Genomic DNA, 24,026 nt, shown 5'->3' with positions numbered 1-24,026 from the left:
CAGGCGCTTCAACGTCTTGCCGTGACAAGCGCCGGGGCCGGCGCTAGGCTTCCGGGCATGAGGCACCCGAAGCGCATAGTCCATTCGGGGCAGGGATCGCTGCGACGGCGGTTTACCGGGTGGGCGGCCCTCTTCGCGCTTGCGCTTTTCGCCGCATGCTCGAACCCACCGTCAAACCGGCTCGAGGCGGTGCAGCAGGACGGCGAGCTTCGCGTCGTCACCTACGCCAGCGCCACCACCTACTACGACAACCCGGAGGGTCCCGCCGGCTTCGAGTACGACCTCGCGAAGGAATTCGCCAGCGAACTGGGCGTCGAGCTTCGGGTGGTCGTGGTCGATCGCTTCGCCGACGTCCTTCCGCGACTCCTGGCCGGCGACGCGGACTTCGCCGCGGCTGGGCTCGGTGACACGGAGACACGCCGCGCGCTCGTGCGCTTCACGCCGCCCTACCAGGAAACCCGCCAGCAGGTGGTGTACCGCCTCGGCAGCCCGCGCCCTGCGCAGGTGCCGGATCTCCTCGGCCGCGAGATCGAAGTGCATGCCGGGACCAGTTACATAGAGCGGCTCAATGAGCTCAAGCGGACGTACCCCGATCTCCGGTGGATCGAGAGCCACGACAGGCAGACCGAGGAGCTGCTGCAGATGGTGTGGGAAGGTCTCCTGGACCTCACCATCGCCGATTCGAATATCGTCGCGGTCAACAGTCAGTTCTTTCCGGAGCTCCAGGTCGCCTTCAGCCTTCCGGGCACGGAACGGCTCGCGTGGGCGTTTCCACGCTCGGACGACACCAGCCTCTACGACGCCGCCTCGAAATTCATCGAGAACCGTCGCGCGTCCGGCCTGCTGGCGCAGCTGATCGAACGCTATTACGGAGCGGCCAGCCGCTCCAACTTCATCAACCTGACCGTGTACCGGCTGCGCATACAAAATCGCCTGCCGCTGTACCAGCAGCAGCTCGAGGAGAGTGCGCGCCGTCACGGTCTCGACTGGCGCCTCCTCGCCGCTCTCGCCTATCAGGAATCGTACTGGGATCCGGGTGTCGTCTCGCCGACCGGCGTGCGGGGGTTCATGATGCTCACGCGCGACACGGCCGGGCAACTGGGGGTCAAGAACCGCGAGGACGTGGCCGAGAGCATCGACGGCGGCGCCCGGTACCTCAAGCAGATGCTCGACCGTATTCCCGCTCGCATCACCGGTCCCGACCGCCTCTGGTTTGCGCTCGCCGCTTACAACGTGGGTTTCTATCACGTGGAAGACGCCCGCATCCTGACGCAGCGCCAGGGCGGCGATCCGGACAAGTGGACGGACGTCAAGGAACGGCTGCCGCTGCTCGCCAATCCGAGGTGGTACACCACGGTGAAATACGGGTACGCGCGCGGTATCGAGCCGGTGCGCTACGTCAATCGTGTGCGCACGTATTACGACGTGCTCGTGAAGATCGACGAGGAAAAACGGGCCGAGCAGACGACCGAGGCCATCAAACTGCAGGCGCCGGCCATATGAGTCGACCGATCGTCCTCGCTGGCCATCGTGCGCGCCCGGTCAGCGTCTGGCCCTGAAGAAGGCGCGCAGCAGGGCGCTGCAGTCCTCTTCCAGGAAACCGCCCTGCACTTCCGCCCTGTGATTCAGCTCTCGGGACTGGATGAGGTTGTAGACCGACCCGGCCGCTCCCGCCCGCGGGTCCGGCGCTCCATAGACCACCCGCATTACCCGCGCATGCACGATGGCGCCGGCGCACATGGCACACGGTTCGAGGGTGACGTAAAGGGTGCTGCCGGGAAGCCGGTAGTTGCGGAGCCGCGCCGCCGCCTCGCGCAGCGCGACAATCTCGGCATGCGCCGTCGGGTCGCATGCGCCGATCGGGCGGTTCCAGCCCTCCCCGATCCGTTCGCCGTCCTTCACCACCACCGCGCCGATGGGCACCTCGCCCCGCGCCTCGGCCTCGCCGGCCAGTTCCAGCGCGCGCCGCATCCAGCGCTCGTCGTCGAGGCCGACGCTCATTCCCACTCGATGGTGGCGGGCGGCTTGCCGGAAATGTCGTAGACGACGCGCGACACCCCGCGCACCTCGTTGATGATGCGGTTCGAGATCCCGGCGAGGATCTCGTAGGGGATATGCGCCCAGTTGGCGGTCATGAAGTCCACCGTCTCGACCGCCCGCAGCGCGACCACGTAGTCGTAGGCACGTGCGTCGCCGAGCACGGCGACGGATCGCACGGGCAGGAAGACGGCGAACGCCTGGCTGATCTTCTCGTAGAGCTCGTGGCGATAGAGCTCCTCGAGGAAGATCGCGTCGGCCTTGCGCAGGATGTCCGCGTACTCTCTCCTGACCTCGCCGAGAATCCGCACGCCGAGGCCCGGGCCTGGGAAGGGATGCCGGTAGATCATCTGGTGCGGAAGGCCGAGCTCCTCGCCGATGCGGCGCACCTCGTCCTTGAACAGCTCGCGCAGCGGCTCGAGCAGCTTGAGCTTCATGCGCTCCGGCAGGCCGCCCACGTTGTGGTGCGACTTTATGACGTGCGCCTTGCGCGTCTTCGCCGCCGCCGACTCGATGACGTCGGGATAGATCGTCCCCTGCGCGAGCCAGCGCGCGTTCGCGATCTTCGCCGCCTCCTCCTCGAACACCTCGATGAAGGTGCGCCCGATGATCTTGCGCTTTTCCTCCGGGTCGGCCACCCCCGCGAGCTTCGAGAGAAACCGCTCCGCCGCGTCCACCCGGATCACCTTGACCCCCATGTGGCGCGCGAACGTGTCCATCACCTGATCCCCTTCGTGCAGCCGCAGCAGCCCGTTGTCGACGAAGATGCAGGTGAGCTGCTTGCCGATCGCGCGGTGCAGCAGCGCCGCGACGACCGAGGAGTCCACGCCGCCCGACAGCCCGAGGATCACCTCGTCGCGGCCGACCTGGGCGCGCACGCTCTCGACCATGCTGTCGACGATGTTCCCCGGCGTCCAGAGCGACGCGCAGCCGCAGATCTCGTGCACGAACCGCTGGAGGATCGCACGCCCCTGCGTCGTGTGCGTCACTTCGGGATGGAACTGCAGGCCGTAGAAACCGCGCGATTCGTCGGCGATGCCCGCGAAAGGGGCGGCGCCTGTCTCCGCGATGATCCTGAAGCCGGGCGGCAGCGCCGTCACGCGGTCGCCGTGGCTCATCCACACGTGCAGGTACTCCGCGCCGTCGTCCGCGCGCTCGTCGCGCAGACCGCGGAACAGCCGGGAGTGTCCGTGCATCCGTACGCGCGCGTAGCCGAACTCGCGGTGGTCCGAGCCCTCGACCTGACCGCCGAGCTGGGCCGCCATCGCCTGCTGGCCGTAGCAGATGCCGAGCACCGGTACGCCGAGCTCGAAGACCGCGGCCGGCGCGCGCGGCGTTTCCGCGAGCGTCACGGTTTCCGGGCCACCGGAGAGGATCACCCCCCGGGGCGCGAAGTCCCGCAGCGCTTCGGGCGTGATGTCGAAGGCGTGGATCTCGCAGTACACGCCGGCCTCGCGCACGCGTCGTGCGATGAGCTGGGTGTACTGCGATCCGAAATCCAGGATCAGTATGCGCTGTGAGTGAGGATCGGTCATGGCCGGAGAAGACGACCGCGGATGGACACGGAATGAATGCGGAACCGCGAAGGGCGAGACCGTCCGCGTCAGACCGCACCCGCCTGCGGCTCCAGATGTTATTCGCGCTGGTAGTTGGGCGCTTCCTTGGTCACCATCACGTCGTGGACGTGCGACTCGCGCACACCCGCGTTGGTGATGCGCACGAAGCGAGCACGGCTGCGCAGCGTCTCGATGTCGGGAGAGCCCGTATAGCCCATCGCCGAACGCAACCCGCCCATCAGCTGATGAATCACGTTGACCATCGGCCCCTTGTACGGCACGCGGCCTTCCACCCCCTCGGGCACCAGCTTGTCGCGCTTGGCGCCTTCCTGGAAGTAGCGGTCGCTCGATCCCTCGCCCATTGCGCCGAGCGAACCCATGCCGCGGTACGTCTTGTACGAGCGTCCCTGGTAGATCTCGACTTCGCCGGGCGCCTCGTCCGTGCCGGCAAGCAGGCTGCCGACCATGACGGCGTGCGCGCCGGCGGCAATCGCCTTGGCGATGTCGCCCGAGAAGCGGATGCCGCCGTCGGCGATGAGGCAGACCTCGCTGCCCGCGAGCGCCTTGGCCACTTCCGAGATGGCCGTGAGTTGCGGGACGCCGACGCCGGCGACGATACGGGTCGTGCAGATCGAGCCCGGCCCGATGCCGACCTTCACGGCGTCCGCACCGGCCTTCTGCAGGTCGCGCGCCGCCTCCGCCGTGGCGATATTGCCCCCGATCACCTGCATGTCGGGATAGTGTTTCTTGATCCAGCGGACGCGATCGATCACGCCCTGAGAATGCCCGTGTGCGGTGTCGACCACGATGACGTCCACTTCGGCTTCGACGAGCCGCTCGACGCGTTCCTCCGTGCCGGCACCGACGCCGACCGCGGCGCCCGCGCGCAGGCGTCCCTTCGCGTCCTTGACCGAGTTCGGGTACTCGGTCGACTTCTGAATGTCCTTCACCGTGATGAGGCCCTTGAGCCCGAACCGGTCGTCAACGACCAGTATCTTCTCGATCCGGTGCTCGTGCAGCAGCCGCTGGATCTCGTCGCGCGGCGCGCCTTCCTTTACCGTGACGAGCTTCTCCTTGGGGGTCATGATGCGGCTGACCGGCTCGTCGTAGCGCGTCTCGAAGCGCAGGTCGCGGGAAGTGACGATGCCGACCAGCCCGCCCTTGTCGGTGACCGGGACGCCCGAGATGCGCTGCGTGCGCGTCAGGTCGAGCACCTCGCGCACGGTCGTCTCCGGCGTGACGGTGATGGGATTGGTGATGATCCCGCTCTCGTACTTCTTGACCCGGCGCACCTCGTCCGCCTGGCGCTCCGGCCGCAGGTTCTTGTGCACGATGCCGAGCCCGCCCTCCTGGGCGAGGCAGATCGCCGCGCGCGCCTCCGTCACCGTATCCATGGCGGCGGACAGCAGCGGGACGTTCAGACGGATGGCTCGGGTGAGGCAGGTTTTGAGGTCGACGTCCCGCGGCAGAACCGTGGAGTGGGCGGGCACCAGCAGGACGTCATCGAACGTAAGCGCTTCGTGGATGATCCGCATGGCGCATTATATTTTGCATGCGCAGGGCCGTAAACGGGGGGCGCTGAGGGGTTGACGCCCCCGGTACCCTGTTTTAGGCTCCGGCGGAAACCACTACAAAACACGCCGCAGGAGGAGAATCGATGAAGAAAACGCTGATCGTTACGGTACTGGCCGGCACTTTCGCGCTCGCCGGATGCGCGGGCCAGCAGCAGGCCGGTGGCCAGAAGGATTTCGATGATCTCGTCGCCAAGGCCGAGCAGGAGATCAAGCTGGCCGCCAAGACCGGCTTCCTCTGGACCAATACGGAGAAGTTCCTGGACGAGGCAAAGAAGGCCAAGGCGGCGGGCGACATGGACAAGGCGATGAAGCTCGCCAAGAAGGCGCTCGCCGAGGCGCAGGATGCGCAGAAGCAGGCCAAGTCCCAGGCGAATGCGAAGGCCGACTTCACGCTCCGCTGACGCCATCGCGCCGTTCGTCGTACCACCCTGAAAGCCGGGCCCCGCCCGGCTTTCTTGTTTGCGGAAACCGGATTATTTTGTCGTGATGGAACCGCGTCCGGCCGTCCCGCGCTCCAGCACCTTTCGCGACATCTACACGGTGTCGCGGCTCAACCGCGAGGCGAAGCTGCTTCTCGAAGGCAGCTTCCCCGCCGTGTGGCTCGAGGGCGAGATATCGAATCTGGCCCGGCCCACGTCCGGGCATGCCTACTTCTGCCTCAAGGACGCGCAGGCCCAGGTCCGCTGCGCCCTCTTCCGCACCCAGCTGCGCCTGATCCCCGTCACGCCGCGCGAGGGGATGCACGTGCTCGTGCGAGCGCGTGTCAGTCTCTACGAGGGACGCGGCGAGTTCCAGCTCATCATCGAGCACCTCGAGGAGGCCGGAGAAGGCGCGCTGCGGCGCGCGTTCGAGGCGCTGAAGATGCGCCTGTCCCAGGAGGGCTTGTTCGACCTTTCGCGCAAACGCCCGTTACCGCCGCTTCCGAGACGAATCGGCGTCATCACCTCGCCGACCGGCGCCGTGCTGCACGACGTCGTCACGACGCTCCGGCGTCGCTTTCCGGCGATTCCCGTGCTCCTGTACCCGATCCCCGTACAGGGCGCCGCCGCGGCCGAGAGAGTCGCCGCCGCGATCCGACTCGCCGGCGAGCGCCGCGATTGCGACGTGCTGATCCTTGCGCGCGGCGGAGGCTCTCTCGAAGATCTCTGGGCCTTCAATGAGGAGATCGTCGCCCGGGCGATCGTCGCCTGCCCGGTGCCCATCGTCTCGGGCGTCGGTCACGAGACGGATCTGACCATCGCCGATCTGGCCGCCGATGTGCGCGCGCCGACGCCGACCGCCGCCGCGGAGCTCGTCAGCCCCCACCGGGGCGAATGGCTCGAACGTTTCCGGGGCCTCGAGATCCGCCTCGCGCGCCTGGCCACGGAGGCCCTGCGCAACCGCGGGCAGCGGCTGGACTGGCTGGCGGCGCGCCTGGTCCACCCTCGCGCGCGCATCGACACGCTTTCGCATCGCCTGGCAACGCTTCGTCAACGGCTTGCCTTCGCGCAAAGCCGCATCCTGCACCACCGGCGCAACCGGCTCCACGAGTTGAATACGCGGCTGGAGCGCTGCTCGCCGCTTTCGGCCGTACGCGCGCGGAGCCTCGACTGCCGTCACTTGTACGAGCGGCTCCGACACGCCACGCTCCGTGAGCTGGAACGGCGTCGCGAACAGCTCGCCCAGCTCGGACAGGCGTTGAACGCCTACAGCCCGCTCGCCACGCTCGATCGGGGCTACGCGATCGTGCGCGACGCAAAAGGCGGCGCCATTCTGCGCGACGCGCAGTCGATCGAGCCGGGCGAGCGAGTCGAAGCGCGCCTCGCCCGCGGCGTTCTCGAGTGCGTGGTCGAAAAGCGGCGGCCGTCATGAAGCGCCTGCTGCTCGGTGTCGCGCTCGCGCTCGGCGGCGCTCCGGCCCTCGCCGAGCTTCCTCGCACGGAACCCGTTCCGGGCGGCCTCGTCACGGTTCGTCTGGCGCCCACTGAACAGCCGCCTCCGCGGGTCTTTCTCGCCGAGGCTCGCGTGATGGTGCTCGCTCACGAAGGGGCTTGGCACGCGGTCGTCGGGGTGCCGCTGACGCTCGAGCCCGGCGAACACCGCCTGCGCGTCGTCGAGGACGACGATGTGCGCGAAGTCACCTTCGCAGTCAATCCCAAGGAGTATCGGGTACAGCACATCACGCTGAGCAATCAGCGGATGGTGGAGCCGCCCGCCGAGGATCTGGCGCGCATCGAGCAAGATCATTTCGTGATACGCGGGGTTTTCGAGCGGTGGACCGATGTCGCGGCGCCGCCGGTACGGTTCGATCTGCCGGCCAAGGGCCGCATCAGCGGCAACTTCGGCCTTCAGCGCTTTTTCAACAATCAGCCGCGCCAGCCGCACAGCGGAATAGACATCGCGGCCTCGGTCGGGACGCCCGTCGTCGCGCCTGCCCCGGGAGTCGTGGTCGAAGTGGGCGACTACTTCTTCAACGGCCGGACCGTCTTCATCGACCACGGCCAGGGGCTGGTCAGCATGTACAACCACCTGCATCGCGTGCTCGTTGCCCCGGGCACCCCGGTGAAGCGCGGGCAGCGCATCGGCGAGGTCGGCAAGAGCGGGCGCGTGACCGGGCCGCACCTCCACTGGTCGGTCAGCCTCAACAACACCCGTGTCGACCCGCTGCTCTTCGTCAGTGACGAGGCGATCAGGCAGTTCGCGCGCCAGAAAATGTGAGAACGGTTCCCGGCGGCGCGTCCCGCCGGGGTCCACCCGACGATTCCTCAGCGATTGGCCCAAACACAGGATCGCGTCCTGCCGGAGCGTCCTCGAAGGGTGCCCTGAAGCTCGCCGGAACGGAGACCGTCTCCGTCATCCGGAACCGGCCAGGCTCGACCGCGGTTCGCCGGCGGTTTGGCCAGCGGCCTTACGTCGTCAGGTCTTCTTGGGTGGCGATCGCACTTTTGGTGGCGCCGGCGGAGGCGCTTTCGTCTCGGTCGGCGCCGTCAGCAGATCGCCCAGGGCACGCCAGACCGCGGGCAGCTCGCCGCGAACCGACCACAGGGCAGCGCCGACGAGCACCGCCACGGAGAGCAGCACCATGGCGACGACGGAAATGCCTCCCGGCCGTGGCGTCTCCCGGTCGCCATTCGATTCACCCGGGTGCCGGGCGGGCGCATCCTTCGTCGTGGCACCGAAAACGGGAGCGGATGCAGCGCGCCCGCGGCCGAGAAGCCGGTCCTGCAGCTGCCTGGCCGTCTGCGGCCGGTCCCTCGCATGGACCTGCATGGCCCACTGCACGCACTCGAGCAGCAGAGGCGTGTATTCCGCCTTCGCCCCCTTGGCGACCGGCCGAAGCGGGTCGATCTTGTAATCGAGGAGCGCGCGGTAGCGATCGAGCGCGCTGTCGGGGTGCTTGCCGGTCACGCAGCGGTACATCGTCGCGCCGATGGCGTAGACGTCGGACCACGGTCCCAGCTCGCCCTTGTCGGGATACTGCTCCACGGGCGCGTATCCGTGCGTGAGGGCCGTCCGGCTCGCGTGACCGGCGCCGCTCATCGCGTGTCGAGCCGATCCGAAATCGATCAGCATGGGGCTGCCGTCCTTGCGCAGGTAGATGTTCTCGGGTTTGATGTCGAGATGCAGCAAGCGGGCCTCGTGCACCGCCTGCAGCCCGTTCAGGATCGGCATGACGATGCGGAGCAGGGACGACTCGTCGATGCGCTGGTTCGACTGCTTCAGGTGCTGAGCGAGCGTGTGTCCTTCCTCGTATTCCATGACCGTGTAGGCCGTCCCGTTGGCCTCCAGAAACCTCAGCACTCGCACGATGTTCGGGTGTTTGAAGCGGGCGAGCGCGCGCGCCTCCTTCAGGAAGTTCTTGAGACCCCAGCGGTAGTCCCTTATCGCTTCGCGTGAAAGTTGAGGAATGACGGCGCCGGTGCGCGGATCGCGCGCAGCAACGTCCTGCGGCAGGTACTCCTTGATGGCGACGTGCGCGCCGAGGGCGGTGTCCCGGGCGAGGTAGGTGATTCCGAAACCGCCGTGACCCAGCACTGCTTCGACGGTGTATTCGGCGAGCGTCGAACCCGGCTTCAGGCCGTCCTTATGATAGGCGCTCACCCCTCGGACCTCTCGGACATCCGTACTGCCTCGATCCGTTGTTGTTGTGTCGACCCACTTAACTATAGCCTATGGCGTGGACGCGCTTTATTTTTCGATATCAATATCTTATAGAGCCATCTTGATGCTTTTCAGCGCCCGCGACGGCGTCGCCTCTCCGGGCGCCTGCCCTCGTACGGATTCTCGCCCTCCCGGCACTCGATGCGCACCGGCGTACCGACCAGATCGAAAGCCTCACGAAAGACGTTGGCGAGATACCGACGGTACGCATCGGGCAGAGATGCGACCTGATTGCCGTGGATTACTACCACGGGGGGATTGCGTCCCCCCTGGTGCGCGAACTTGAGCCGTATCCGCCGCCCGCGGACCATCGGCGGCGGCGTCGCCGCGACCGCCGACGCGAGAATCCGGTTGAGCCGGGAGGTGGGCAGTTCCCGGTTGGCCGAGACGAACGCCTGATCGACCGAGGTGAACAGCCCGCCGATCCCCTGCCCCTTCAGCGCCGAGATGTAGTGGGCGCGGGCAAACGCGAGGAAACCGAGCTTGCGTTCGAGTTCACGCTTCGCCCAGTCTCGGTCGCCTGCCGGCACCGCGTCCCACTTGTTCACGGCGATGACGATCCCCCGGCCCCGCTCCAGGACGTAACCGCCGAGCGAAGCGTCCTGCTCGCTGATGCCGGCCACGGCGTCGAGCACGAGGATCGCGACGTTCGCCTCGTCGACGGCTTGCAGCGTCTTGATCGCCGAAAACTTCTCGACCGCCTCGTCGACCCGGGACCGCCGGCGCACGCCGGCGGTGTCGATCAGCACGTAGGCGCGGCCGCGCCGCTCGAGAGGTAGGTGGATACTGTCCCGGGTGGTGCCGGGCTGGTCCGAAACGATCACGCGCTGCTCGCCCAGCAGCGCGTTGACCAGTGTCGATTTTCCCGCGTTCGGGCGGCCGACAACCGCGATTCGGGGCATGTCCGCCGGCGCCGCCTCGTCCTCCGGGGCGCGCGGTAACGGCGCCAGAACGTGCGCCATGAGATCCGATATGCCCTCGCCGTGCGCCGAGGACACGGGCCAGGGGTCCCCGAGCCCCAGCGCGTGGAACTCCGCGGCGGCGTTCGCGCGATCCATTCCCTCCGCCTTGTTTACCGCGAGGGTTACGGGCTTGCCCAGCCGGCGGAGATCGCCCGCGATCTCCCGATCGAGCGCGTTCAGTCCTTCGCGAACATCGACGAGAAAGAGAATGGCATCGGCTTCCGCAAGCGCTTCGCGCACCTGCGCGGTCATGAGCTCCCGCAACGCATCGCCGCCTTTGCGCTCGCTCAACGCCTGCGCGATGCCCCCGGTATCCACGACATGGTAGGGGCGATCGCCGATTACTCCGTCGCCGTACTGACGGTCGCGCGTCACGCCCGGCTCGTCCGCCACGATGGCGGCCCGGCTGCGGGTCAGGCGATTGAACAGCGTCGACTTGCCGACGTTCGGCCGGCCCACGATGACGACGACCGGTTTCATGGTCCGGACCGGCTGGCCGGGTCAGTTCGACAGGAGACGCAACGCGCTGAGAGTTCCCGAGAGGCCGGCTACGAAGATCGTATCGCCGGTCGCCACGGCGGGCGCGCGCACGGCGCCGTCCACCCGATGACGCGCGAGCAGGCGCCCGTCCTCGCGTGCCAGCCAATGCACGTAACCCTCGAAGTCCCCGACCAGGAGATAGTCGCCCTGTACCACCGGCGCGCTCGGCTCACGTCCTCGCAGCTGATCCTGTTTCCACACGCTCGCCCCGCTGCGGGCGTCGAACGCGAGCACGTGGCCGCGATCGTCCGTGACGTAGATGTTGCGACCGTCGGTCGCGAGCGCGCGATACGTCGAGACATCGCGGGACCAGGCGACGGCGCCGCCTCGCGGGTTGAGCGCGACGAGCTTGCCCTGGTAGCTCGCCGCGTAGATCGTTTCGCCGAGAACGAGCGGCGAGGCATCGACGTCGACGAGTCGCTCGATCTCGTTGCGACCGCGAGGTTGCGTCACAGGCACTTCCCAGAGAAGTTTGCCGTCCTGAAGCCGTAGCGCGGCGATGCGCCCGCTGGCGAATCCGGTGAGAACGACGTCGTTCACGATCGCCGGCGTCGCGGTGCCGCGCAGGGTAAGGGCAGGCTCGGTGCGCTCGTAGACCCATGCGCGCTTGCCGTCGGCCGCCGCCAATCCGAACACCTTCCCGTCGACGGTCTGGACAACCACGATTCCCGCCGCAGCCGCGGGCGCGGCGAGTACCTCGCTCGATACCCGGGCGCTCCATGCACGGTTGCCGTTCTCGCGCTGCAGCGCAATCACTTCGCCCTGCCGGCTCCCCACCAGCACGAGGCCCTCACCGACCCCCGTTGCCCCGCTGATCCGTGCCTCGAGATCGACCTCCCAGAGCTCCTTGCCGGAATCCGCTGCATGCGCGCTGACGCGTCCCTCGGCGGCCGCCATGTAGACGGCGCCGTCCTCCAGCGCCGGCGTGATACGCAGGGCAGTTCCGGCGCTTGCTCCGACGTCGACCGTCCAGAGTTCGCTCACACGCAGCTCCGGCTTCAGTTCGGGCAGCGGGGCCGGAGGTTCCCGCACGCTTCGCGAGGCGCACGCGGACAACATGGCCAGAGCCAACAGCATCGCGACGGCCCGGTTCATTCCGCCGCTCCCCCCTGGGCATCGTCCAGCTTCATCTGAAGCACCCGCCGGTAGGGCGCATCCTGGGGCAGGAGCTCGAGCGCCTGCGCGTAGGCGGCGCGGGCTTCGGCTTGCTTCTTCGCAGCGGCGAGAATATCGCCCTGCAACTCGAGGTACTCGCTTTCGAACCCTGCCTGTGATCCCGCGGTCGCGAGTGCCATCGCCTCATCGTATCGCTCTTCGGACAGCAGCAACCGCGCCAGACGCAGGCGCGCGGCGTGCACGGTGGCCGGATCGCTCGCGTGGTCGAGCGTCCACTGGAGTCGTTCCTTCGCGCCCGCGATATCGCCCGCCTCGTAGCTGAGCCTGGCGAGCATGAGCCCGGCCATACCCGCGTAGGGCGTTGCACCGTACTCCTTCACGAGGTTCTCGGCACTCAGGCGCGCCTGCTCCCGCTGCTGCGAACGCACCTGCGACAACATTTCGGCGTACACGTCCGAGGCGCGCGCAAGCCGTTCCTCCTTGTATTGGGTCCAGTACTTGTTGCCGAAGAGCAGGCCGATGCCCAGCAGGACGCCCAGGATCAGCGCCCCGCCGTAGGTCTTCCACCAGGCCTTGATCTTCTCGAGCTCTTCTTGTTCGGTATACGCGCTCACCCGGTTCTCTCCTCGCCCGACGCAGCCCGCAGGTGCGTCATCAGATAATCCTCTAACTCTGCGCGCGCCCGCTCGACCTGGCCTTCCCGACCACGCAGGTCCTTCACCACGGCCGCTTCGCCGGTTCCGAGCAGCACCGCGTAGCGCGCGCCGCTGCGGTCGGCCCGCTTCAGCTGACTCTTGAGGCTTCCGCCGCCACAGTGCCACTCGACGCGGACGCCGCGATCGCGCAGGCCCTCGGCCAGTCGCAAGGCGTCGTGCGCCGCCTCGGCCGCGGCGGCGGCGACATAGACTTCCGTCCGGTCGGCCTCCTCCGCCGGAGCTTGCGCGAGCAGCTCGACCAGTCGCTCCATCCCGAGTGCGAAGCCGATTGCCGGGGTCGTCTTGCCGCCCAGCAGCTCCACGAGCCCATCATAACGTCCCCCGGCGCACACCGTCGCCTGCGCCCCGAGGCGGTCGGTCGTCCACTCGTACACCGTGCGCGTGTAGTAATCGAGTCCGCGCACCAGTCGAGGGTTGACGCGATAGCGGACGCCGGCCGCGTCGAGGAGCGCCCGTAATCCCTCGAAGTGATCGCGCGAGGGGGCGTCGAGGTGCTCGAGCAGGTTCGGTGCGCCGGCGATGACGTCCTGCATGGCCGGGTTCTTGCTGTCCAGGACGCGCAATGGATTGCTGTCGAGCCGTCGGCGGCTGTCCTCGTCGAGCTCGTCGACGCGGGCGCGAAGGTAGCCTACCAGCTTCTCGCGGTATGCGGCGCGTGCCGCCGGCGCGCCCAGCGAGTTGACTTCGAGCTCCAGATCCGTGAGCCCGAGCGCGCGCCAAAGGCGTGCGTTGAGCAGGATGAGCTCGGCGTCGATATCCGGGCCGTGTAGACCGAAAACCTCCGCGCCGATCTGATGGAACTGGCGATAACGGCCCTTCTGCGGCCGCTCGTGACGGAACATCGGTCCCGCGTACCAGAGGCGTTGAACCTGGTTATGGAGCAGGCCACTCTCGATCCCCGCACGAACACAGCCGGCGGTACCTTCAGGACGCAACGTGAGTCGATCGCCGTTACGGTCCTCGAACGTGTACATCTCCTTCTCGACGATATCCGTGTGCTCGCCGATGGAGCGCGCAAAAAGCTCCGTACGCTCGACGACCGGGAGGCGAATCTCGCGATAACCGTAGGCATCGAAGACCGCCCGGGCGGTCGCTTCCGCATGCTGCCAGCGCGCGACGGCGTCGGGCAACAGGTCGTTCATGCCGCGCACGGCCTGTATCGCCTTGTTCATCGGTACCGCCTGCGGAAGGACGTCAGTCAGGGCGCCTTGCCGAGGGTAAAGCGCGCGACCTGACCGCGCTTGTGCCGCGTGGCGTCGTACGGCTTTCCCTCGAATTCCACCCGCACGCCGTCCACGTTACCCAGGAACACCTGCAGCGGCGCGACCCCCTCGAGCGTAATGACGCGTCCGGCCTCGATGGTGTCGTAAACGAGCCGCTGCTGCCGGGCGTCACGCACGTCGGCCCACGAGTCCTGGTGCACGTACAGGACCAGCCGGGAACGGGGTGCATCGGGCGCAAGGGCGGCCGGTGTCTCGTCTTCCTCGACCGGTGCCGGAGATGCCGTCGGCTCGACGCGCCTGGCCTTGTCGCTTTCGGAAGCGCTTGCGGGCTCCGATACGCCTGGCGGCGTCGCGGGCTCGGTCACCTCGAGCTGGGCCTCGGCCTGCGGTGAGGGTTCGGCTCCGCTCAGATCGGCGTAAGGCCCCGCGGTCGGCGGTGGGGCGTCCTCGCCCGCCCACCAGATTGCGGCGAGCCCCAGCACCACGCCGGCAATGAGCACCGTGCCGAGCTTGACGAGGGCGTGGCTGCTGGTCAGCTGCTGCGCCGGGGCGGGCGCGGTCAGCTCGACGCGCCGTGTTGCCGCCGGCAACCGGTTGAACGCGGCCAGGACCGGGTCGACCGGAAGGCCGACATAGTGCGCGTAGCTCCGCAGGTAGCCGCGCACATACGTGGGGCCGGGGAGACTGTCGTAATCGTCCTCCTCCAGCGCGAGGATCTGGCGGGGGGACAGGTGCAGGGCCGCGGCAACACGCTCTACCGAAAGCTGTCGCTCCGTGCGCGCCTCCCGCAGCCTGGCGCCCGGGCCGGAACGGTCTGCCGACGCAATCGTCTCCCGCTCTGTCGTGCTCACCGCTTGCCTCCTGCCGCCATTCGATTGAGCTGCTCCGCCTCGGGCGAACCCGGGTACTTCCCGCGTAACCTGACCGCGTAGCTCGCCTCCGCGTCCTTGTTCTTGAGCGCGCGCTCGATACGGACGGCAAGCAGCAGCGTCTCCGGGTTGTCCTCCCCCACTTCAAAATAGCGCTGTATGAATCCGCGCGCCGCGAGCGCCCGTTTGGACTCGAAGCTGATGAGCGCCATCTGATACAGCGACGGCGGGAGCCGCGGGTCGATCTTGAGCGCCTCCCTGAAGTAGGACTCGGCTGCCGAACGGTCGCCGCGTTTGTTCAGGCACAAACCGGCGTTCTGGTTCGCGATCGCCGGGGTCCGATAGTACGGGTTTTCGATTGCGCGTTTGAACCAGGTTTCCGCCTGGTCGATGCGGCCGCGCTCGCACAGAAACACGCCGTAATTGTTCTGCGCCTCGGGGTTATCCGTATCGACATCGAGCGCGCGGCGGAAATGGCGGTCGGCCGCCTCGTAGTCCTTCAGACGCCACTGCAGCAGCGCCATCATGTTGTTGGCCTGTGAATGGTAGGCGTCGATCTGCAGCGCGCGATCCAGTCTTTCCTTCGCGTACTCGACCTGCCCGTTCTGCAGATAACCGGTAGCGAGCTGGATATTCGTGTCGATGATCTGGCGGCGCTTCGCTTCGTCGGCCTGACGCTCGGCGGTGGAGGCACAACCGGCCAGGACGAGGCCGGCCACGAGCAGCGCCAGGAAACGCATCATGCGTCGGGCGAGCCCGCCGCCCGGGCGAGACGTTCGCGCCGCCCCGTCCGGTCGTGAAACCGGCCGGCGAGCTGCCCGCACGCCGCATCAATGTCGTCTCCGCGCGTGCGACGGGTGATGGTCGTGAGACCCGCGTGGTAAAGCACCTGACGGAAGGCGTCGATCGCCTCGGGCGACGAGCGTCGATAGCGGCCCTGTGGAAACGGATTGAAGGGAATCAGGTTGACCTTCGAAGGGACGTCGCGCAGCAAACGCACGAGCCGGCGCGCGTGATCGGGCGTGTCGTTGACGCCGTCCAGCATGATGTACTCGAAGGTGATGCGGCGCCGCGGGTCGCCTTCGACGTAACGGCGGCAGGCATCGAGGAGCTGGACGATCGGGTACTTGCGATTGACCGGCATGAGCGCCGTGCGAAGCTCGTCGTCCGGCGCGTGCAGCGAGACCGCGAGGCTGACCGGACATTCCTCCCGGAGCCGGTCGATCATCGGCACGAGCCCGGCGGTGCTCACCGTGACGCGGCGACGGGACAGCCCGTAGGCGAGATCGTCGAGCATGACCCGTATGGCGCCGGTAACCGCCTCGAAGTTGAGCAGCGGCTCGCCCATGCCCATGAAGACCACGTTCGTGATCCGCCGTTCGCCGTTGGGGCTGCTGCCCAGCAGCCGGCTCGCGAGCCAGATCTGACCCACGATCTCGGCGGCGCTCAGGTTGCGGTTGAAGCCCTGGTGCGCGGTCGAACAGAAAGTGCAGTTGAGCCCGCACCCGGCCTGCGAGGAGACGCAGAGAGTGCCGCGATCCTCCTCGGGGATATAGACGGTCTCGACGGCGTTACCGTCGGCGAGCTCGAAAAGCCACTTGCGCGTGCCGTCGGCGGCCTGCTGGTCCTGTTTGACGGACGGCCCGCCAACGCGGGCCGCGTTCGCAAGGCGCGTGCGCAGCGGCTTGGCGAGATTCGTCATCCGTGCGAAATCGTCGATCCCGTACTGGTGGATCCACTGCATCACCTGCTGACCGCGAAACGGCTTCTCGCCGAGCCCCACGAGGAAGTCCTGCAGGCCCTGCCGGTCGAGGTCGAGGAGGTTGATCGGATCGGCGGACACGTGAGCCTCAGCGGGTACGGGCGCAGAGCTCGTCGTCACGGAAGAAGTAAGCGATCTCCTTCTTTGCCGTCTCCGGAGCATCCGACCCGTGAACGGCGTTCTCCTCGACGTTCGTCGCGAAGTCGGCGCGGATCGTGCCCGGGGATGCCTTCTTGGGGTCGGTCGCGCCCATGATCTCCCGGTTGCGCGCGATCGCGCTCTCCCCTTCGAGCACCTGCACGAGGACGGGTCCCGAGGTCATGAATTTGACGAGATCGCGGAAGAATGGCCGGTCCCGGTGCACCGCATAGAAGCCCTCCGCTTGCTGCTGATCGAGGTGCAGCATCTTGGCCGCAACAATGCGCAAGCCGGCCTTCTCCAGGCGGGCGCAGATCGCGCCGATCTGGTTACGCGCCACCGCGTCCGGCTTGATAATCGAGAGCGTGCGTTCGACCGCCATGGAGCTCCACCTTGGGCCTGAGGAGAACGAGACAAGTCCGGGATTCTGCGGGACTTTCTTCTTTAATTCCCGCCCATAGTGTAGCTTCTTGCTACCGTACCGACAATGCGACGGCGGGGGTCGCCGGGCACTCAATCCCAGCGATCGTCGCGCACCTGGACGCGCCCGTCCTGAACGCGGACCGGGAAGGAGTGAATGGGCTCGTAAGCGGGCGGCGCCAGCACCGCGCCGGTCTTTATGGAGAAACGGGCTCCGTGACGGGGGCAGACAATCTCCTCCCCCTCCACGCTTCCACCCGTGAGCACGCCTCCGTCGTGCGTGCAGACGTCCTCGATCGCGTAGTATTCGCCGTCGAGGTTGAATACCGCCACCTGGGTTCCCTCCACGTCGACAACGCGGTGCGTGCCGGGGAGAAGCTCGTCGGTCGGGGCCACGTCCTGCCAGTCCGACATGGCGATCAGAGCATTCCAAGCTGCAGCAACGCCGCCTCCGACATCCGGTCGCGGCTCCAGGGCGGGTCCCACACCAGCTCGACCCGGGCATCCTTCACGCCCTCCACCGCCTTGACGGCGCACTCGACCGTGCAAGGAAAGGTCTGTGCGACCGGACATCCCGGCGCCGTGAGGGTCATGTCGATCACGACCTTGCCTTCCGAATCGATGTCCAGGCGATAAATGAGCCCGAGATCGTAGATATTGACCGGGATCTCGGGGTCGTACACCGACCGCAACGCCTCGACGACTCGCTCCCGCAGGTCTTCCGCCCCATGCGGTGGATCGTCCAGGGGCCTCAGATCGATACCGCGCGGTTCGTCGGCCATGATTGCCTACTCCGTCGTGACCGTGTCCGGGACGTTCTGCAATGCCGCGTGCAGCGTGTGCCACGCGAGCGTCGCGCATTTGACGCGCGCGGGATACTCGCGAACTCCGGCGAGAACCCGGAGCTTTCCGAGATCCGCGGGCTCCCCGTCCCTGGTCAACAACTCGTGCACGTTCTCGAACAGCCGCTCTACTTCTTCTATTCTCTTGCCTTTGATCGCTTCGGTCATGAGGGAGGCGGATGCCGTCGAAATCGCGCAGCCGGCGCCCTCGAATCCCACGTCTCGGATGACGCCGTCCTCGACGCGGAGGCTCACGGTAAAATCGTCGCCGCACAGCGGGTTGTACCCGTGGGCGTGGCGATTCGCACCCTCCGGCCTGTAGAGAAAATTTCGCGGCCGTCGGTTGTGGTCGAGGATCACTTCCTCGTACAACGAGCGCAGGTCGCTCACCGAAAGACCTCCTTCACGCGATGGATCGCCCGGACGAGCGCATCGATGTCGGCTCGTGTGTTGTACATCGCGAGCGACGCGCGTGCCGTCGCGGGCACGCAATAATGCTGCATGACCGGCATCGCGCAGTGGTGGCCCGCCCGAATCGCCACGCCCTCGTGATCCAGTATGCTGCCGACGTCGTGCGGGTGGATGCGCTCCAGCGCGAACGAAAGGATGCTCGCCTTTTCCCTTGCCGTCCCGATCAACCGCAGGCCGGACACCGCGGTCAGCGCCTCCGTCGCGTAGCCGAGCAGCTCGTGCTCGTATGCCGCGATCGACTCCAGGCCGAGCCCCTTTACGTAGTCGATCGCCGCGCCGAGCCCGATCGCCCCGCTGATGTGGGGCGTCCCCGCCTCGAACCTGTACGGCAGGTCGTTGTACACCGTCCTGTCGAAGCTCACGAACTTGATCATCTCGCCACCGCCCTGGTAGGGCGGCATGGCGGCGAGGTGCTTCTCCCTTCCGTACAGCACGCCGATCCCGGTCGGCCCGTAGAGCTTGTGTCCGGAGAACGCAAAGAAATCGCACCCGAGCTTCTGCACGTCCACGGCGAGATGCGCGACCGATTGTGCGCCGTCGAGGAGCACCACGGCGCCGGCGGCGTGGGCCCGCTCGATGATGCGCTCGATCGGATTGATGGTCCCGAGAGCGTTCGAGCAGTGGACGACACCGACGAGCCGCGTGCGCTCGCTCAACAGCGCGTCGAACCGTTCCAGAATCAGCTCGCCCTCGTCCGTGATGGGCGCGACCTTGAGCGTGGCCCCGGTCTGCTCGCACAGCATCTGCCATGGCACGATGTTCGAATGGTGCTCCATCTCCGTGATCAGCACCTCGTCACCCGCGCGCAGATTGGCCCTACCCCAGCTCGCCGCCACCAGGTTGATCGCTTCGGTCGTTCCGCGCGTGAACACGATCTCCTTCGTGGAGCGCGCGTTTAGGAACGCGCGTACCTTCTCGCGGGCTCCTTCGTAAGCCGCCGTCGCCCGCTCGCTCAGGGTATGGACGCCGCGGTGCACGTTCGCGTTGTCGAAGCGGTAGTAATGTTCGAGCGCGTCGATGACGCCCTGCGGCTTCTGGGTGGTCGCCGCGTTGTCGAGATACACCAGCGGCCTGTTGCGCACACGTTGATGCAGCGCGGGGAAATCGCGGCGCACCCGTTCCACGTCGAAGGCGACCGGCGCGGGCGCGTAAGTCCGGGCGGTCCTTTCGGGGGCGGTGCTCATACCAGCTCCAGTTCCTTGATCTCCCGCCCGTGCAACAGCCGTGCGGTCAGCTTCCGTTCGAGCTCGTGGCGAATCGGCTGGAGTCGAAAACGGCTCAAGATGTCGTTGGCGAACGCATAGGTCAGCAGGTCGCGCGCGGCGCTTTCCTCGATTGCACGCGAGCGCAGATAGAAGAGCGCGTCCGCGTCGAGCTGCCCGACCGTCGCACCGTGGCTGCACTTCACGTCGTCGGCGTAGATTTCGAGCTCTGGCTTGGTGTCGACCTCCGCGTCCTCGGAGAGCAGCAGGTTGTTGTTCATCTGCCGGGCGTCGGTATGTTGTGCGTCCGGCTGAACGATCACGCGGCCGTTGAAGACCGCGCGCGAACGACCGTCGAGCACGCCCTTGTAATACTCGCTGCTCGTCCCGTGCGGCTTCGCATGATCGATGAGGGTGTGGTTGTCGACGTGCTGCCGGCCGTCGAGCACGTACAGCCCATTCAAGGCGCACTCGGCGTGCTCTGCAGCGAGCACCGCGCGCAGGTCGTTGCGCACCAGCAAACCGCCGAGATCGATCGCGTGGGCGACGAACCGGCTCGCGCGGCGCTGTTGCACGTGCACGCCCCCGATGTGGTAGGCCTGACCGCCTTCCTGCTGCACCCGGTAGTGCTCGAGCCGGGCGTCCTTCTCGAGCGACGTTTCCGTAAGCGCGTTGGTGAAATACCGCCCGTCGCTCAGGGCGAAATAGTGCTCGATCACAGTGGCCTGCGCGCCCTCTTCCAGCACGATCAGGTTATGCGGCAGGGCAAGCACCTGCCCGCCGGTCGCGAGGAAGACCAGATGGATCGGTCGCTCCACGACCGCCCCGGCCGCGAGACGCAGCCACGCGCCGTCTGCCAGGAACGCCGTGTTGAGCGCGGCAAACGGGTGCCTTTCCAGGGATGCAATCCGGCCCAGGTACGGCTCCAGCGCATCGCTGCGCCGCTCGAGCGCGTCCGCGAGGGACCCCGCCTCGACGCCCGCTACCGAGACGGGCGTCGACAGGGCCGGGGCGTAGCGTCCGTCGACGAAGACCAGCCGATACGCCTCCAGCCCGGGAAAGACGATCTGGTTCACGTCCGTGGGTACGTCGGCGACCCCGCTCGCCGGCGCGTACGCCTGCCGGACCAGCGGGGCGACGTTGGTGTACTTCCACGCCTCATCGCGCGCCGTCGGAAACCCCTGTGCTTCGAACTGCATCGCCGCGTGCTCGCGCAAGGCGCGCACCCACGGCACCGCGTGGCCGGGCGCGCTGCCCCGCCCGGCGGCGATGGCGTCGAGATAGTTGCTCTTGCTATCGACGATCGCGTTCATGGCTCCCTCAGGCGCGCGCTTCGGATTCGATCCAGCCATAGCCGCGCCGCTCGAGCTCGAGCGCCAGATCTTTGCCGCCCGACTTTGCGATTCGACCGCGCGCGAGCACGTGGACCTTGTCGGGAACCACGTAGTTGAGCAGGCGCTGGTAGTGCGTGACCATCACGATCGCGCGCTCCGGGCCGCGCAGCGCGTTCACGCCATTCGCCACGATCTTCAGGGCATCGATGTCGAGGCCGGAGTCCGTTTCGTCGAGGAGCGCCAGCTTCGGCTCGAGCACGGCCATCTGCAGGATCTCGTTGCGCTTCTTTTCGCCGCCCGAGAAACCCTCGTTCACCGAGCGGTAGATGAAGTCCTCCTTCATCTCCACGAGCTTCATTTTCTCCTTGATGAACGCGAGGAAATCCATCGCGTCGAGCTCGTCGAGCCCGCGGTGCTTGCGAACCGCGTTGAGCGCGGCCTTGAGCAGGTAGATGTTGCTGACGCCCGGGATTTCGACCGGGTACTGGAATGCGAGAAACACCCCCTCGCGCGCACGCTCCTCGGGGGCCAGCTCCAGCAGATTCTTCCCCTGATACAGCACTTCGCCGTCGGTGACTTCGTAGTTTTCACGCCCCGCCAGCACGTTCGCGAGCGTGCTCTTGCCGGACCCGTTCGGCCCCATGATCGCGTGCACCTCGCCCGAACGGATCTCGAGGTCGATGCCCTTGAGAATGGGCTTGCCGTCCACGTTGACGTGCAGGTTCTTGATCGACAGCATTCGCTCTACCCTCGTCGAATCTCTTTTCGTTAACCGACTGCGCCCTCGAGACTCACTCCGAGGAGCTTCTGCGCCTCGACGGCGAACTCCATCGGAAGCTCCTTGAAGACTTCCTTGCAAAAGCCGTTCACGACCATCGACACCGCGTCCTCGGTCGAAAGCCCGCGACTCTGCAGATAGAAAAGCTGGTCCTCGCTGATCTTGGACGTCGTGGCCTCGTGCTCGACGCGCGCCGTCGGGTTCTTCACCTCGATGTAGGGAAAGGTGTGGGCGCCGCACTTGTCGCCCATCAGCAGCGAGTCGCATTGCGTGTAGTTACGCGCGTTACGCGCGCCCTTCAGGACCTTCACGAGCCCACGGTACGCGTTCTGGCCCCGCCCCGCGGAGATGCCCTTCGAGACGATGGTGCTGCTCGTATTCCTGCCGATGTGGATCATCTTGGTGCCGGTGTCGGCCTGCTGGCGGTGATTCGTGAGCGCCACCGAATAGAACTCTCCGACCGAGTTGTCGCCCTCGAGAATGACGCTCGGGTACTTCCAGGTGATGGCCGAACCGGTCTCCACCTGTGTCCACGAGATGCGCGCGTTCGCGCCGCGGCAGGCACCGCGCTTGGTGACGAAGTTGTAGATGCCGCCCCGCCCTTCCTCGTCCCCCGGGTACCAGTTCTGCACTGTCGAGTACTTGATGTGCGCGTCCTTGAGCGCCACGAGCTCGACCACGGCGGCGTGCAACTGATTTTCGTCGCGCATGGGTGCGGTGCAGCCTTCCAGGTAGCTCACGTATGCGCCTTCGTCCGCGACGATCAACGTGCGTTCGAACTGGCCCGTCTTGGAGGCGTTGATGCGGAAGTAGGTCGAGAGCTCCATGGGACAGCGCACGCCCGGCGGCACGTACACGAACGAGCCGTCGCTGAAGACGGCGGAGTTCAGCGTGGCGTAGAAGTTGTCCGTGTACGGAACCACCGAACCGAGGTATTTCTGCACGAGCTCGGGGTGCTCGCGCACCGCTTCCGAGAAGGAGCAGAAAATGATGCCCATCGCGCCGAGCTTGTCCTTGAACGTGGTCGCGACCGACACGCTGTCAAAGACGGCATCGACGGCCACACCGGCCAGGATCTCCCGCTCCTTGAGCGGTATGCCGAGCTTCTCGTAGGTTTCGAGAAGCTTCGGATCCACCTCGTCGAGGCTCTTCGGCCCGTCCTTCTTGGACTTCGGCGCCGAGTAGTAGCTGATCGCCTGGTAGTCGATCGGTTCGTGCTGCACGTGCGCCCAACGCGGCTCCTGCATCGTGAGCCAGTGGCGATAGGCCTTCAGCCGCCACTCGAGCATGAACGGCGGCTCGTTTTTCTTGGCGGAAAGCGCGCGAATGATGTCCTCGTTGAGTCCCGGAGGCAGGGAATCGGCGTCGAGCTCCGTGACGAAGCCGTGCTTGTAGCCCTGGCGGATGAGGTCTTCGATCTGTTGGTTCGGAAGCGACATGTTCGTCTCCGTAGCGTTACAGCGCGCCGGCGCGCGCCGGCCGGGCGGGCGGGCGCACGACGTATGTGGGTTGAGCCATCTCCGCGAGGGTGACCCCGGCGAGCGCCTGCCGCACGGCGACGTTGATGCGCTGCCAGTTGCCGCGGACCGAGCAGGACGATTCCTGCTCGCACAACCCGGGGCTGCTCCCGCATTCCGTCAGCCCGACCGGACCCTCGAGCGCGTCGATGATCTCCACCATGGAAATCTCGCGCGCCGGACGAGCCAGGGAGTAGCCGCCCTTTGCCCCGCGATGCGATACCACCAACCCCTCGCGGGCGAGAATCTTCAGGATCTTGCTCACGGTGGGGGCCGCCACCTGGATCTGCCCGGCGATCTCGCTCGCCGCGTGCAGTCGGTCCGATTCACGGGCGAGGAACGTCATGACAACCGTCCCGTAATCGGTCAGTTTGCTCATGCGCAACATGCGGTTCTCCCCGCCTTATAAAACCGGACCATTTTAGTACTGTTTTAGGCGCGAGATCAACAGCATTCGCTAATACTCGACGACGTGGATCAGATGCTGAAGCTTTCGCCGCAGCCGCAGCGGGCCTTTTCGTTCGGGTTCCGGAACTTGAAACCCTCGCTCAGACCCTCGCGTTCGTAGTCGATCTCGGTGCCGTCCAGAAACACCAGGTTGGTGGCGCTGATGATGACCTTCACGCCGTGGCTTTCGAACACTTGGTCGCCCGGCTCGATGCTGTCGGCGTACTCGACCACGTAGGCTTTTCCGGAGCACCCCACGTTCTTGACGCCAAGCCGCAGCCCCGCCCCTTTCCCGCGCTTGTCGATGAAACTACGGACTCGGTCGGCGGCCTTCTCGGTCAGGGTAATTGCCATACATGCCTCATGTGAGCATCGAGAGAATC

Annotated in this window: 25 protein-coding genes; 4 read left to right on the top strand and 21 right to left on the bottom strand. The window is 66.6% G+C overall.

Annotation, left to right across the window (positions count from 1 at the left end):
* Window positions 1-57: 57 nt before the first annotated feature.
* Window positions 58-1,503: a membrane-bound lytic murein transglycosylase MltF gene (gene mltF / locus SVA_RS07795; RefSeq protein WP_096460700.1), complete on the top strand. Its 1,446-nt coding sequence runs from the start codon at window positions 58-60 to the stop codon at window positions 1,501-1,503.
* Between the two features lie 39 nt (window positions 1,504-1,542).
* Here the strand turns inward: mltF and tadA are convergent, their stop codons facing one another.
* From tadA to guaB, 3 genes are all read right to left on the bottom strand, one after another.
* Complete coding sequence (tadA, locus tag SVA_RS07790) at window positions 1,543-2,001, bottom strand: tRNA adenosine(34) deaminase TadA (RefSeq protein WP_096460699.1); 459 nt, start codon at window positions 1,999-2,001, stop codon at window positions 1,543-1,545.
* Window positions 1,998-3,572, bottom strand: coding sequence for a glutamine-hydrolyzing GMP synthase (gene guaA / locus SVA_RS07785; protein WP_096460698.1), 1,575 nt, complete (start codon window positions 3,570-3,572; stop codon window positions 1,998-2,000). Before guaA ends, tadA begins: the two co-directional genes overlap by 4 nt.
* Before the next feature lie 98 nt (window positions 3,573-3,670).
* Window positions 3,671-5,128: an IMP dehydrogenase gene (gene guaB, locus SVA_RS07780; protein WP_096460697.1), complete on the bottom strand. Its 1,458-nt coding sequence runs from the start codon at window positions 5,126-5,128 to the stop codon at window positions 3,671-3,673.
* 122 nt (window positions 5,129-5,250) lie between these two features.
* Here guaB and SVA_RS07775 point away from each other — a divergent pair, with 122 nt between their 5' ends.
* The 3 genes from SVA_RS07775 to SVA_RS07765 all read left to right on the top strand — a co-directional run bounded on the left by SVA_RS07775 (window position 5,251) and on the right by SVA_RS07765 (window position 7,863).
* Window positions 5,251-5,568 carry a hypothetical protein gene (locus tag SVA_RS07775; protein WP_096460696.1) on the top strand — a complete coding sequence of 106 codons (318 nt, stop codon included), beginning with the start codon at window positions 5,251-5,253 and terminating at the stop codon, window positions 5,566-5,568.
* Window positions 5,569-5,653: 85 nt separating this feature from the next.
* Window positions 5,654-7,018, top strand: a complete 1,365-nt coding sequence (gene xseA / locus SVA_RS07770) for an exodeoxyribonuclease VII large subunit (protein ID WP_096460695.1) — start codon at window positions 5,654-5,656, stop codon at window positions 7,016-7,018.
* Window positions 7,015-7,863 carry a peptidoglycan DD-metalloendopeptidase family protein gene (locus SVA_RS07765; protein WP_096460694.1) on the top strand — a complete coding sequence of 283 codons (849 nt, stop codon included), beginning with the start codon at window positions 7,015-7,017 and terminating at the stop codon, window positions 7,861-7,863. The genes xseA and SVA_RS07765 overlap by 4 nt, the downstream gene beginning before the upstream one ends.
* 198 nt (window positions 7,864-8,061) lie before the next feature.
* On the opposite strand, the gene SVA_RS07760 is transcribed toward SVA_RS07765, so the two are convergent.
* The 18 genes from SVA_RS07760 to iscA all read right to left on the bottom strand — a co-directional run bounded on the left by SVA_RS07760 (window position 8,062) and on the right by iscA (window position 23,997).
* The gene (locus SVA_RS07760; protein WP_169924019.1) at window positions 8,062-9,246 is read right to left on the bottom strand and encodes a serine/threonine protein kinase; all 1,185 of its coding nucleotides are present in this window, start codon (window positions 9,244-9,246) and stop codon (window positions 8,062-8,064) included.
* Between the two features lie 131 nt (window positions 9,247-9,377).
* Window positions 9,378-10,748 carry a ribosome biogenesis GTPase Der gene (der, locus tag SVA_RS07755; RefSeq protein ID WP_096460692.1) on the bottom strand — a complete coding sequence of 457 codons (1,371 nt, stop codon included), beginning with the start codon at window positions 10,746-10,748 and terminating at the stop codon, window positions 9,378-9,380.
* Between the two features lie 21 nt (window positions 10,749-10,769).
* A complete protein-coding gene (gene bamB / locus SVA_RS07750) occupies window positions 10,770-11,903 on the bottom strand; it encodes an outer membrane protein assembly factor BamB (protein WP_096460691.1) in 1,134 nt (377 codons plus the stop codon).
* Window positions 11,900-12,538, bottom strand: a complete 639-nt coding sequence (locus tag SVA_RS07745; RefSeq protein ID WP_096460690.1) for a YfgM family protein — start codon at window positions 12,536-12,538, stop codon at window positions 11,900-11,902. Before SVA_RS07745 ends, bamB begins: the two co-directional genes overlap by 4 nt.
* On the bottom strand, window positions 12,535-13,812 hold the full coding sequence (hisS, locus tag SVA_RS07740) for a histidine--tRNA ligase (RefSeq protein WP_096460689.1): 1,278 nt from the start codon (window positions 13,810-13,812) through the stop codon (window positions 12,535-12,537). Before hisS ends, SVA_RS07745 begins: the two co-directional genes overlap by 4 nt.
* Window positions 13,813-13,838: 26 nt before the next feature.
* Entirely contained in the window at window positions 13,839-14,714 is an 876-nt protein-coding gene (locus SVA_RS07735) for a RodZ domain-containing protein (RefSeq protein WP_096460688.1), read from the bottom strand.
* Window positions 14,711-15,475: a type IV pilus biogenesis/stability protein PilW gene (pilW, locus tag SVA_RS07730; RefSeq protein ID WP_096460687.1), complete on the bottom strand. Its 765-nt coding sequence runs from the start codon at window positions 15,473-15,475 to the stop codon at window positions 14,711-14,713. The genes SVA_RS07735 and pilW overlap by 4 nt, the downstream gene beginning before the upstream one ends.
* Window positions 15,472-16,575, bottom strand: a complete 1,104-nt coding sequence (gene rlmN, locus SVA_RS07725) for a dual-specificity RNA methyltransferase RlmN (protein WP_231971861.1) — start codon at window positions 16,573-16,575, stop codon at window positions 15,472-15,474. The genes pilW and rlmN overlap by 4 nt, the downstream gene beginning before the upstream one ends.
* A 7-nt stretch (window positions 16,576-16,582) precedes the next feature.
* The gene (ndk, locus tag SVA_RS07720; RefSeq protein WP_096460685.1) at window positions 16,583-17,014 is read right to left on the bottom strand and encodes a nucleoside-diphosphate kinase; all 432 of its coding nucleotides are present in this window, start codon (window positions 17,012-17,014) and stop codon (window positions 16,583-16,585) included.
* A 131-nt stretch (window positions 17,015-17,145) separates the two neighbouring features.
* Complete coding sequence (locus tag SVA_RS07715; RefSeq protein WP_096460684.1) at window positions 17,146-17,466, bottom strand: Rieske (2Fe-2S) protein; 321 nt, start codon at window positions 17,464-17,466, stop codon at window positions 17,146-17,148.
* Between the two features lie 5 nt (window positions 17,467-17,471).
* Window positions 17,472-17,834: an SUF system Fe-S cluster assembly protein gene (locus tag SVA_RS07710; protein ID WP_096460683.1), complete on the bottom strand. Its 363-nt coding sequence runs from the start codon at window positions 17,832-17,834 to the stop codon at window positions 17,472-17,474.
* Between the two features lie 6 nt (window positions 17,835-17,840).
* A complete protein-coding gene (sufU, locus tag SVA_RS07705; RefSeq protein WP_096460682.1) occupies window positions 17,841-18,284 on the bottom strand; it encodes a Fe-S cluster assembly sulfur transfer protein SufU in 444 nt (147 codons plus the stop codon).
* Complete coding sequence (locus tag SVA_RS07700) at window positions 18,281-19,549, bottom strand: cysteine desulfurase (protein ID WP_096460681.1); 1,269 nt, start codon at window positions 19,547-19,549, stop codon at window positions 18,281-18,283. The genes sufU and SVA_RS07700 overlap by 4 nt, the downstream gene beginning before the upstream one ends.
* The gene (gene sufD, locus SVA_RS07695) at window positions 19,546-20,880 is read right to left on the bottom strand and encodes a Fe-S cluster assembly protein SufD (protein WP_096460680.1); all 1,335 of its coding nucleotides are present in this window, start codon (window positions 20,878-20,880) and stop codon (window positions 19,546-19,548) included. The genes SVA_RS07700 and sufD overlap by 4 nt, the downstream gene beginning before the upstream one ends.
* A gap of 7 nt (window positions 20,881-20,887) precedes the next feature.
* Window positions 20,888-21,640, bottom strand: a complete 753-nt coding sequence (gene sufC, locus SVA_RS07690) for a Fe-S cluster assembly ATPase SufC (RefSeq protein ID WP_096460679.1) — start codon at window positions 21,638-21,640, stop codon at window positions 20,888-20,890.
* A 29-nt stretch (window positions 21,641-21,669) separates the two neighbouring features.
* A complete protein-coding gene (gene sufB, locus SVA_RS07685) occupies window positions 21,670-23,118 on the bottom strand; it encodes a Fe-S cluster assembly protein SufB (protein WP_096460678.1) in 1,449 nt (482 codons plus the stop codon).
* A gap of 16 nt (window positions 23,119-23,134) precedes the next feature.
* Window positions 23,135-23,575: an SUF system Fe-S cluster assembly regulator gene (locus SVA_RS07680; RefSeq protein ID WP_197703420.1), complete on the bottom strand. Its 441-nt coding sequence runs from the start codon at window positions 23,573-23,575 to the stop codon at window positions 23,135-23,137.
* Window positions 23,576-23,673: 98 nt separating this feature from the next.
* Entirely contained in the window at window positions 23,674-23,997 is a 324-nt protein-coding gene (iscA, locus tag SVA_RS07675; RefSeq protein ID WP_096460676.1) for an iron-sulfur cluster assembly protein IscA, read from the bottom strand.
* Between the last annotated feature and the right edge of the window lie 29 nt (window positions 23,998-24,026).

Source organism: Sulfurifustis variabilis (assembly GCF_002355415.1).
In the GTDB taxonomy this organism is placed as follows: Bacteria; Pseudomonadota; Gammaproteobacteria; order Acidiferrobacterales; family Sulfurifustaceae; genus Sulfurifustis; species Sulfurifustis variabilis.
This window is presented reverse-complemented; position numbering and strand designations above follow the sequence as displayed.